The 10657-nt window shown below is 59.5% G+C and carries 12 protein-coding genes; 6 read left to right on the top strand and 6 right to left on the bottom strand.

Annotated features, from left to right (window positions below; genetic code table 11):
• Window position 1 precedes the first annotated feature (1 nt).
• On the bottom strand, window positions 2–1159 hold the full coding sequence (locus tag QMK58_RS23035) for an efflux RND transporter periplasmic adaptor subunit (RefSeq protein WP_053155621.1): 1158 nt from the start codon (window positions 1157–1159) through the stop codon (window positions 2–4).
• 266 nt (window positions 1160–1425) lie between these two features.
• On the opposite strand from QMK58_RS23035, the gene emhR reads away from it, so the two are divergent.
• Window positions 1426–2058 (top strand): efflux system transcriptional repressor EmhR, encoded by a 633-nt coding sequence (gene emhR, locus QMK58_RS23030; RefSeq protein WP_053155623.1) that lies wholly within the window; start codon window positions 1426–1428, stop codon window positions 2056–2058.
• A gap of 278 nt (window positions 2059–2336) precedes the next feature.
• On the opposite strand, the gene QMK58_RS23025 is transcribed toward emhR, so the two are convergent.
• The 3 genes from QMK58_RS23025 to QMK58_RS23015 all read right to left on the bottom strand — a co-directional run bounded on the left by QMK58_RS23025 (window position 2337) and on the right by QMK58_RS23015 (window position 4981).
• The gene (locus tag QMK58_RS23025) at window positions 2337–3386 is read right to left on the bottom strand and encodes an alkene reductase (protein WP_320395492.1); all 1050 of its coding nucleotides are present in this window, start codon (window positions 3384–3386) and stop codon (window positions 2337–2339) included.
• Window positions 3387–3416: 30 nt separating this feature from the next.
• Window positions 3417–4583 (bottom strand): MFS transporter, encoded by a 1167-nt coding sequence (locus QMK58_RS23020; RefSeq protein WP_053155627.1) that lies wholly within the window; start codon window positions 4581–4583, stop codon window positions 3417–3419.
• 95 nt (window positions 4584–4678) lie between these two features.
• Window positions 4679–4981, bottom strand: a complete 303-nt coding sequence (locus QMK58_RS23015) for an ArsR/SmtB family transcription factor (protein ID WP_007983055.1) — start codon at window positions 4979–4981, stop codon at window positions 4679–4681.
• 170 nt (window positions 4982–5151) lie between these two features.
• On the opposite strand from QMK58_RS23015, the gene QMK58_RS23010 reads away from it, so the two are divergent.
• Complete coding sequence (locus QMK58_RS23010) at window positions 5152–5730, top strand: ACP phosphodiesterase (protein WP_053155629.1); 579 nt, start codon at window positions 5152–5154, stop codon at window positions 5728–5730.
• Between the two features lie 115 nt (window positions 5731–5845).
• Here the strand turns inward: QMK58_RS23010 and QMK58_RS23005 are convergent, their stop codons facing one another.
• Together QMK58_RS23005 and olsB are read right to left on the bottom strand one after the other, a co-directional pair.
• A complete protein-coding gene (locus QMK58_RS23005; RefSeq protein WP_320395491.1) occupies window positions 5846–6637 on the bottom strand; it encodes a lysophospholipid acyltransferase family protein in 792 nt (263 codons plus the stop codon).
• A complete protein-coding gene (olsB, locus tag QMK58_RS23000; protein WP_053155633.1) occupies window positions 6637–7392 on the bottom strand; it encodes an L-ornithine N(alpha)-acyltransferase in 756 nt (251 codons plus the stop codon). Before olsB ends, QMK58_RS23005 begins: the two co-directional genes overlap by 1 nt.
• A 155-nt stretch (window positions 7393–7547) precedes the next feature.
• Between olsB and QMK58_RS22995 the strand changes: the two genes are divergently transcribed.
• The 4 genes from QMK58_RS22995 (at window position 7548) to QMK58_RS22980 (ending at window position 10656) form a co-directional block, all read left to right on the top strand.
• Entirely contained in the window at window positions 7548–8426 is an 879-nt protein-coding gene (locus tag QMK58_RS22995; RefSeq protein WP_053155635.1) for an acyl-CoA dehydrogenase family protein, read from the top strand.
• Window positions 8427–8539: 113 nt separating this feature from the next.
• Window positions 8540–9634 (top strand): serine hydrolase, encoded by a 1095-nt coding sequence (locus QMK58_RS22990; RefSeq protein WP_320395490.1) that lies wholly within the window; start codon window positions 8540–8542, stop codon window positions 9632–9634.
• Window positions 9631–9963 (top strand): hypothetical protein, encoded by a 333-nt coding sequence (locus QMK58_RS22985; protein ID WP_053155639.1) that lies wholly within the window; start codon window positions 9631–9633, stop codon window positions 9961–9963. The genes QMK58_RS22990 and QMK58_RS22985 overlap by 4 nt, the downstream gene beginning before the upstream one ends.
• Window positions 9964–10065: 102 nt before the next feature.
• Window positions 10066–10656 carry a YceI family protein gene (locus tag QMK58_RS22980; protein ID WP_053155641.1) on the top strand — a complete coding sequence of 197 codons (591 nt, stop codon included), beginning with the start codon at window positions 10066–10068 and terminating at the stop codon, window positions 10654–10656.
• Window position 10657 lies beyond the last annotated feature (1 nt).

The raw sequence follows: 10657 nt of genomic DNA, 5'->3' as shown, positions 1-10657 counted from the left end.
GTTACTCCCCTTTGCCGCTGGAAGCCTTGTCAGCTGCCTGTGCGGGGGCCGGGTTTTTTGTGGCTACGTTGGTCGCTTCCCTGGCGTTGACTTCGATGCCGGGTTTGACGAATTGCAGGCCTTCGGTGATCAGGCGATCGCCAGCCTTCAGGCCGTCTTCGATCAGCCATTGGTTGCCGACGGTGCGGTTGGCCTTGAGCTGACGCAGTTGGACCTTGTTGTCCGGGCCGACAACCATTGCGGTCGGCGTGCCCTTGAGGTCGCGGGTCACACCTTGCTGTGGCGCCAGGATCGCCGCGCTGTTCACGCCGGCTTGCAGTTTGGCGTGTACGAACATGCCCGGCAGCAGGGTGTGGTCAGGGTTCGGAAACACGGCGCGCAGGGTGACGGAACCGGTGGTCTGGTCAACCGAAACTTCGGAGAACTCCAGCTTGCCGTCCAGCTTGTACTGGCTGCCGTCCTCAAGGGTCAGCTTGACCGTTGCGGCATTGTCACCGGCCTTTTGCAGACGACCACTTTCCAGTTCGCGGCGCAATTGCAGCATTTCGACCGAGGACTGCGTCACGTCGACGTAGATCGGGTCGAGTTGCTGGATGACCGCCATCGCGTCGACCTGGGCATTGCTGACCAATGCGCCTTCGGTCACCGAAGAGCGCCCGATGCGACCGCTCAGCGGTGCGTAGACCTTGGTGTAGCGCACGTTGATCTGGGCGGTTTGCAGCGCGGCTTCCGATTGCAGGCGGTTGGCCACGGCGGTGTCGTATTCCTGACGACTGACAGCTTGCTCGTTGACCAGTTGCTGGTAGCGGTCGGAGACCGACTTGGTCGAACGCAGGTTGGCTTCAGCGCTTTTCAGTGTCGCTTCATAGACCGACGGATCGATCTGATACAGCTGCTGGCCGGCCTTGACGTCGCTGCCTTCCTTGAACAGGCGCTTGAGAATGATGCCGTTGACCTGAGGGCGAACTTCGGCCATGCGGAATGCGCTGGTGCGCCCCGGCAGATCAGACGTCAGGGTGAAACTTTGCGGTTGCAGGGTTACGACTCCGACCTGAGGGGGCGGTGCGGCTGGTGCTGCCTCTTCCTTTTTGCATCCGCTGAGTAGCGATGCCAGGGCGACGGCGGCGACCAGAGCGGTAACAGCTGGCTTGAATTGCATGAAAATCCTCGGGTCAGGCGCGCAAGGTGCGCACAAGAAAGGTGGAAGGTTTAAAAAATGGGTGCCGAGTGGATAAGTAGCTTGCTAAGGAATATACTTACGTACATGGTTGTTTGTAAATACCTTGGCTGTGTACACATATCGTTACAGTGGCCGTGGAAAGGTTCGAATTGTAGGCCGGGGACGAGACTCAAGAACGCTCGCCCCACTCTTTTTCAGCAGATATTCAGACATCGCTGAAGCACCCTGATTGAGGTTGTACTGCCATGGTCCGTCGTACCAAAGAAGAAGCTCAGGAAACCCGTGCCCAGATTCTCGTGGCGGCGGAGAAGGCCTTTTTCGAACGGGGTGTGGCGCGTACCACGCTGGCGGACATCGCAACCCTCGCCGGTGTCACTCGCGGTGCCATCTACTGGCATTTCAGCAACAAGGCGGACCTGGTGCAGGCCATGCTCGATACCTTGCATGAGCCGCTGGAGGAAATGGCCAAGGCCAGTGAGAGCGAAGATGAGCTCGATCCCCTGGGGTGCATGCGAAAGCTGCTGGTTCATTTGTTTCATCAAATTGCGCTGGACCCGAAAACCCGACGCATCAACGAAATTCTGTTTCATAAGTGCGAATTCACCGATGAAATGTGCGACCTGCGCCAACAGCGCGTGACAGCCAGCCTCGACTGCAACGTGCGCATTGGCGTGGCCCTGGGTAATGCAGTCAATCGTGGGCAATTGCCGGAAAACCTCGACACTGCCCGTGCGGCGATCAGCCTGCATGCATACATCGACGGCATCCTGTACCAGTGGTTGCTGGCCCCCGACAGCTTTGAACTGCACACCGAAGCCGAGCGTTGGGCCGATACAGGGCTGGACATGCTGCGTTTGAGCCCCAGTTTGTGTAAATGAAGGAACATGCGTAATCGACGTATTGTGTGTCAACCGTCGAGACCGTAAATGAACTGTTCTTCACGTGCCCTTCGACAATGGGCTGCTTTTATATACTTACACTCGGCCCGTTGACAGGTTGCGAGCTCAGTAATTTGTAGGAGTTTTGTGTCGAGTCTGTGAGCAAGTCCTTTTCGCGGTCCCCGTAGGGGATGGTTTCAAAGCCATAATATTGTTTTCAAATAACAAAAAGCCCCTGCTCTTTCGAGTCGGGGCTTTTGCATTTCCAGGATGACTGATTACAGCGTCGGGTAGTCGATATAACCAACCGGCCCCTTCGCATAAAACAGCTCCGGCCGCGCTTCGTTAAGCGGCGCATCGGCTTTCAAGCGCGCCGGCAAATCCGGATTGGCGATGAACGGCACACCGAATGCGACCGCATCGGCCTTGCCACTGGCCAGCCATTCGTTGGCGCTGTCCTTGGTGAAGCGTTCGTTGGCAATGTACGGGCCTGCGAAAGCTGCTTTCAATTGTGGGCCGAGGCTGTCAGCGCCTTCTTTCTCGCGTGAGCAAATGAAGGCGATGCCACGCTTGCCGAGTTCACGAGCAACGTAAGTGAAAGTTTCAGCCAGGTTGTCGTCGCCCATGTCATGGGAGTCGGCGCGTGGAGACAAATGCACGCCCACGCGACCGGCGCCCCAGACTTCGATCGCCGCGTCGGTCACTTCCAGCAGCAGGCGTGCACGGTTTTCCAGGGAGCCGCCGTAATTGTCGGTGCGCTGGTTGGTGCTGCTTTGCAGGAACTGGTCAAGCAGGTAACCGTTGGCGCCGTGAATCTCCACGCCATCAAAACCAGCAGCCTTGGCGTTTTCAGCACCCACGCGATAAGCGTCGACGATGTCGGCGATTTCAGCGGTTTCCAGTGCGCGTGGGGTAGGGTAGTCCGCCAGCGGACGCACCAGGCTGACGTGGCCTTTTGGCTGGATGGCGCTGGGTGCAACCGGTGCTTTACCATTCAGGTACGTCGGATGCGAAACCCGGCCGACGTGCCACAGTTGCAGGAAAATCTTGCCGCCTGCGCCGTGGATGGCCTTGGTCACGTTGGACCAGCCACGTACTTGATCGTTGGACCAGATGCCCGGGGTGTCCGGGTAGCCGACGCCCATGGGTGTGACCGACGTGGCTTCGCTGAGAATCAGGCCAGCGGAAGCACGTTGTACGTAGTACTCGGCCATCAGTGCGTTTGGTACTCGACCTTCATCGGCGCGGCAACGGGTCAGCGGCGCCATGATGATGCGGTTGGCCAACTCGAGGTCGCCCAGTTTGATCGGATCGAAAATAGTCGTCATGTAATGCAACCCTCGTGAGGTAATGGTTGATCAGTTGGTAGCAGGAGCCAGATCGGGATTACCGCTCTGACGGAACGTAATCAGGGTCACCAGCAGGGCGAGTACCGCCAAAACAGCCGCTGCGAGCGGCACGCTGGTCAGTCCGAAACCGTGGGCGATCACGCTGCCGCCGACCCAGGCACCCAACGCATTGCCGACGTTGAATGCACCGATATTCAGGGTCGACACCAGGTTCGGAGCCGCTTTGCCAAAGGTCACGACGTTCACTTGCAGGGCAGGCACTGCGGCGAAACACGCAGTGGCCCAAAGGAACAGGGTGATTTCGGTCGGGATCAGCGCGACGCTGGTCCAGGTCAGGACGGTGGAGATCACAGCCATGGCGATGAAGACGCCGATCAGGGTTGCCGCCAGGCCTTTGTCGGCCATCTTGCCGCCGATGATGTTGCCGACCGTCAGGCCCAGGCCGATCAACATCAGGGTCCAGGTCACGCCACGGGGCGAGACGCCGGTGACTTCACCCAGCAACGGTGCGACGTAGGTGAACAGCGTGAACACCGAGGCGGCGAACAGTGCGGTCATGCTCAGCGACAACCAGATTCCGGCACCCTTGAGCGCGGCCAATTCAGCACGCATGTCGAGTTTTTCTTCGTCGCGCTTTGCCGGCAGGAAGCGGATCAGGCCGATCAGTGCGATTACGCCGATCACGGTTACCGCCCAGAAGGTCGAGCGCCACCCGGCTTCCTGACCGAGCGCGGTACCCAGCGGTACGCCGAGTACGTTGGCCAGGGTCAGGCCGGTGAACATCAGGGCCACAGCCGAAGCACGTTTGTTCGCAGGCACCAGGCCCGCGGCGACCACCGAACCGATACCGAAGAAGGCGCCATGGCACAGTGCTGTGACCACACGGGCAAACATAAGCACGTTGTAGTCGCCAGCCACTGCGCAGAGCAGGTTGCCGACAATGAATATGCCCATCAACGCCACCAGTGCGGCCTTGCGTGGCAGCCTGGCGGTGGCCAGCGCCATGAACGGCGCACCGATCGCCACGCCCAGGGCGTAACCGGTCACCAGCCAGCCGGCACCGGGGATCGACACACCAAGGTCCGCCGCGACGTTGGGCAGCAAGCCCATGATGACGAACTCGGTGGTACCGATGGCGAAGGCGCTCAAGGCCAATATGAGTAGCGAGAGAGGCATTGTTTGATTCCTTGTCGGCTGGCTGACGTGGGGGGCGTTCTCAATTGGCCTACCCGTTGCTGTGTGAAAACCAATTGAGAACCGCCCCCACAGGGTCAGAGCTCTTTACTGAAGGTTTTGAGGAACTCCTGAATGGTTTCCTCGTTGCGCTTGAAAAAATGCCATTGGCCGACTTTGCGGCTGCTGATCAGGCCGGCGCGTTGCAGGGTCGCCAGGTGTGCGGACACTGTGGACTGCGACAAACCGCAACGTTGATCGATCTGCCCGGCGCAAACGCCGTGCTCGTTGCTGTGGGACTGGTCGGGAAATTCGACGGTCGGGTCTTTGAGCCAGTGCAGGATTTCTCGCCGTACTGGGTGTGCCAGGGCTTTTATTATTTCGTCGAGATTGATGGTCATGATGTGGGCTCGTGATGTTTGAAACGCTATATCGCGATGAAGCGAACTTTAAATCGGTATTTCGCGATATACAAATATGATTTGGCTCTGACCAGCTCACATTTCGGTATATCGAGTTATAACGATACGTTGAGTGTAACAAGGGATGGCCGCAGTGCTAAGCTGCGCCCATGAACTATCTCGCACATCTTCACCTCGGTGGCCAGCGCCCCGGTCAATTGCTCGGCAGCCTGTATGGCGATTTCGTCAAGGGCAGGCTGCAAGGGCAATACGATCCGGAGATCGAAGCCGCCATCCAGCTGCATCGCAGCATCGACGTGTTTACCGATCGGCATCCGCTGGTGGATGCGTCGTTGTCACGGTTTTCCCTGACGCGCCGGCGTTATGCCGGGATCGTGCTCGACGTGTTTTTTGACCATTGCCTGGCGCGGGACTGGAAGTTGTATGCGGACCGGCCACTGGCGTTGTTTACCTCGGATGTTTACCAGGTGCTGTCCACTGAACCGCAGCTCCCGGAGCGCTTGGCTCGCATTGCGCCTTATATGGTGGCCGATGACTGGTTGGGTTCTTACCGGGAGTTCGACGTGCTGGAGCAGGTGCTTCGGGGTATTTCACGACGGTTGACCCGTCCGGAGGAACTGGCGGGCGCGATGCAGGAACTGCGGCGGTTGTATGAGCCTTTGAGCGAGGATTTTCGGTTGTTCTATCCGCAGTTGCAGGATTTTGCGCAGAACTACCCAGTACGCTGAACCCCCTGTAGGAGCGAGCCTGCTCGCGATTGCCATTTGTCATTTGTCATTGAGCATCATCGTTGAATGTAAATCCGCTATCGCGAGCAGGCTCGCTCCTACAGGGGGAATGTGTTTACGCGGCAATCGCGGGGCGCAGGGGAACTCGTTGCGATTCAACAACAGCACCAAACAACGCCTTTTGCACCACCTGCTGCGCCTCGAACGCCAGTGCTGCGCGTTCCCGACCTTCGCAAGCGATGGGCTTGAGCAGATGAATCTCCACGTCGCCGCGATCATTGGCAAACAACCGCATCAGGTGCGACAACAGATCATCGTCGCCAATGAACGGTGCCAACGCATCGAGTTCGCCGTTGCGCACATAACGAATCGCCACCGGTTGCATCGCCACTCCGGAATCGATGGCGGCGGACAGCAAGCGGCCATGAAAGGTGCGCAGTGAACGGCCATCGGTGGTAGTGCCTTCCGGGAACATCAGCAGCGGATGCGCCGTTTCCAGATGACAGGTCATCTGTTTGCGGAGCAATTGGCTATCACCCGAACCACGTCGGATGAACAGGCTGCCAGCCTTGGCCGCCAACCAGCCAGCCACCGGCCAGGTGCGCACTTCGGCCTTGGACAGGAACGACAGGGGCGTGAGCATCCCCAGCAACGGAATGTCGGTCCAGGACACGTGATTGCAAACCCACAGCATCGGCGCCTTTGGCAGCTCACCGTGGACCGTGACGTCAAAGGGCAGGGCGTTGCTCAGGCGAGCCATGAAAAATCGCGACCAACGCTGGCGGCGTTCCATCGAGTGCGCCATGCCCAGGCGCTCGAACAACCCGAACACACTGGCCATGCTCAGCCCCAGCGCCACCACCAGCAAGACCCGCGCAACTCGCGTGTATACGCGCAACCGGCTCATCACACAGCTGCCTTGAAGTGTTTGGCGTAGCGCGGGCAGAGTTCGTCGCGCTTGAGCAGGATGAACACGTCGGCGACCTGGAAGTCTTCGTCCCAGCACGGCTCGCCGCAGATCTTCGCGCCCAGGCGCATGTAGGCCTTGAGCAGGGGGGGCATTTCGGCGATCACGTTGGAAGGGATGTCCAGGCTCGGCAATGGCTTTTTCGGCTCGGCCCGCAGGTGTTCGGTGCACAGGTAGCGCTCGCGCAGACGCTGCATGATCGCGTGGGCCTGGATGCCGCCATCCTGCATCGGAATGCTCGCGCAGCCCATCAAATAGCTATAGCCGCCCTGGTTGAGCACTTCGGCCAATTCGCCCCAGAGCACGGCAATGGTGCCGCCGTTGCGATAGGCGGGATCGACACAAGTACGACCGATTTCCAGGATCGGGCCCTGCAAGTGGATCAGGCCATTCAGGCTGAACTCTTCTTCGCTGTAGAACTTGCCCAGGCTGCTCGCGGCGGTATGGTCGAGCAAGCGGGTGGTCGCCACCAGACGTCCGGTGTTGAGGTCGCGCACACCGATGTGGGTGCAATGTACGTCGTAGTCATCCATGTCCAGACCCCGTTCCGCGCCTTTGAGCCTGGCGTTGAATTCGCCGCTGAACACGTTGAATCGCAAGGCCTGGGCTTCTTGCAAAGCCTCGGCGCCCACCAGGCGTTCGGCTTGCAGGCGGCGTTCGTTGCCGGTGTCGCTGATGCGGGCGATCTGAGTCATGGCGAATCTCCATTCGGGTTGCTCACCCGTCTTTGGGCTACAGCGAATCGACTTTCTTTGTCTAGCCGTGTTGTGCAAAGTCAGGCTATGTAGCCCCGGTGTCATCGCCATTAAGCTTTGGTGATGCTTATATGACAGCCCACAAGGAGCCTCTTATGCCCTGGCAAACCCTGTTGAACCGTGGCGAGCGCCTGCCCGCCAATCCTGATCTGGCCGAAGGTTTTGCAACCTTGTTGCAGCAACTGGGTAGCGTTACACCGTTCGAGTTGGCGGTGGCGGGCGCACGCTTGATGGCCACACCGGGTTTGGCGTTTCTGGTGGGCTATCAAGCCGCGTTGCGCATGCTCTGGCCGAGCGCCCCGGCGAGTCTGGGCGCGCTGTGCGCCACCGAACAGCGCAGCCTGCGCCCGGTGGACATGCAGACCCGACTCAGTGGTTTGCGCCTGAGCGGCCGCAAGGATTTTGTCACTGCTGGCGATGCCGCCGACTGGTTGCTGGTGGCTGCACGCAGTGAAGAGCCCGACGAAGATCCGCGTTTGAGCCTGGCGGTGATTTATCGTGATGAGCCGGGTGTGCGGGTGGAGCAACTGCCGGCGATCCCATTGATGCCGGACATCAGCCATGGCCGGCTGTTTCTGGAAAACGCGTTATGCGAATTGCTGGCGGGGGATGGTTGGGATGCCTACGTCAAACCGTTCCGCACGCTGGAAGACATTTATGTACTGAGTGCCATGACCGCGTGGTTGTATGGCGTTGGCCAGCAGAGTGATTGGTCGCAAGGCTTGCAGTTGCGTTTGTTGGCTTTGCTCGCCGGTTGCGCGGAAGTCAGCCGACTGCCGCCCACCAGCCCGGCCGGGCATGTGTTGCTGGGCGGGTTGTTTGCGCAGTTCGAGGCCCTGAAAAAACCAATCAATGAAGCGCTGGCCGAGGGACCTCCAGAGTGGGCGGCAATGTGGCAGCGCGATCAGGCCGTGATGGATCTGGCGGCGGGGGCGCGGGGCAAGCGGTTGGCCAAGGCATTGGCGGGCCTCTGAGAATTTTGGGAGCTGTCGAAGGCTCGGGCCGCGTTCGGCAGCTCCTACAAGGGTCGCCTGAGTGTCATTTGATTGGGCTAGGCTAACCCGGTTATTTCCCATGAGCCCCCGCCATGCTGAAAGGCTTTTCCCTGATTTTCCTGCTGTTTTTTAGCGTCTTCGCCCACGCCGAACAGTGGCCCGCCGAGCAATGGCCGACCGGCCCGACCATCACCGGGTCTGCGCGAGAGGCGCTTGAGTCCTACGCCTTCCCACCTCGCGACGATAGTACCCGTCAAGGCATTCGCACTGACGCCTTGGTCGTGATCCACGACGGCCAGTTGATCTACGAACGCTACGCCGGCCCGACCACGGCCCAGACGCCACACCTGACGTGGTCGATCAGCAAGAGCCTGATGGCATCCGTCCTTGGCATGGCTTACGGCGAAGGGTTGTTCAAGCTTCAAGACCCGGTACAGAAGTTTTATCCGCCGCTGAACAAATACCCGGCCATGACCCTGGCCGACCTGCTGCACTGGGCCTCGGGCATCGACTGGCAGGAAGACTACGAATACGCACCGTTGAAATCCTCGGTTGTGGCCATGCTCTACACCCGGGGGCGTAGGGATATGGCTGAATTCACCGTCGATCACGACAGCTATGCAGCGCCGGGCCAGGCGTTTCGTTATTCCAGTGGTGACAGCAACCTGTTGTCCGCTGCGTTGAAAAACATCGTCGGGCCCAATCGCTACGCCGACTATCCATGGACTGCGCTGTTCGAGCCGTTGGGTATTGGCCATGCCGTGTGGGAAGCCGATGACACTGGCACTTTCGTTGCGTCTTCGTATGCGTATCTCACGGCGCGGGATCTGGCGCGCGTCGGCTTGTTGATGGCCCGTGACGGGCGTTGGGGCGATAAACAACTGTTGCCCAGAGACTGGATCGCGTTCAACCGCGAACCCTTTGCCCACTATCGTGCCCGTCAGGATGACGCCGTGCCCGGTGGCCACTGGTGGCTCAATCGCGCAGCTGACGGGGCCGCCCAACCTTGGCCCGATGCGCCTGCCGACACCTTCGCTGCGTTGGGCCATTGGGGGCAGGCGATGTACGTGATACCCAGTGAAAAACTGGTGATCGTGCGCTACGGCGACGACCGCGACGGCAGCTACCGGCACAACGAAATGCTCAAGCTCGCGCTGAAAGCCGTCGCCACAACGGTGCGGCCATGAGCGGATTTCTTCGACGCCGACCGATCAGCTCGCTGTTGTTGATCCTGCTGTTGGCATTGCTCGGCTGGATCTGGCATGAGCGCGTGGCGTTAGGGGCGTTCCCCGACATCATCAGCGCCTACACCGCCAAGGAGTATTGCTCGTGCCGTTATGTGATGAACAACCACCCCGAGTATTGCCGCGGGTATGTGAAACAGTGGTTGCCGACCAGCGGCTTCACCGATGACATTGCCATCAAGCGTGTAACAGCCAGCGGTATGGGGCGCAGCAACAGCGCACAGTGGATTGGCGAGCATCAGGGCTGTCGCTTGCTGCCCTGGAAGCAATGAAGCTTGCTCGCCACAAAAGCGGGTTGGGTGGCGTAGATGGCTTGCAATGCGCTGAGGGCCAGTTAAGGTTCAGCACAGGTTTATCTGCCCTCACGAGTTTTTATGTTCAAGTGTTTCACTTTGAAAACCCTATCTTTCCTGCTGTTGGCTGGCGCTACGCTGTCGGCCCACGCCGACTGGTACCTCGACGGCGAATCCTCGCGGCTGTCATTTGTCAGCACCAAAAACGCCAATGTTTCTGAAGTGCAGCGCTTTCTGGTGCTGCATGGCCAGGTCGATCCCAAGGGTTTGGCGCGAGTGGAAGTCGAGATGGATTCGATCAACAGCGGCATCCCGTTGCGCGATGAGCGCATGCGCAAAGAGCTGTTCGAGATCGAAAAGTTTCCCGAAGCCTTGATCACCACCCAGATCGATTTGCGTCCGATCAACGATCTCGCTCCCGGTGCGCAACTGGAATTGCGCCTGCCGCTGACCGTCGATCTGCATGGCAAGCAGCACACGTACAACGCCCAGTTGCTGGCCACCCGTCTCGATGACCGGCGTTTCCAGGTGGTGACGCTTGAGCCGGTGGTTATCAGCGCTGAAGACTTCGAGCTGGCGCCTGGCCTTGAAACCTTGCGCAAATTGGCCGGGTTGTCCGCGATCGGTCTGTCGGTGCCGGTGGGTGCGGTGCTGATTTTCACGGCGCGCTGAC

It is taken from the genome of Pseudomonas sp. P8_241, assembly GCF_034008315.1.
Lineage (GTDB): Bacteria > Pseudomonadota > Gammaproteobacteria > Pseudomonadales > Pseudomonadaceae > Aquipseudomonas.
Note: the sequence above shows the minus strand (reverse complement) of the source record. Positions and strands in the feature narration are given on the sequence as shown.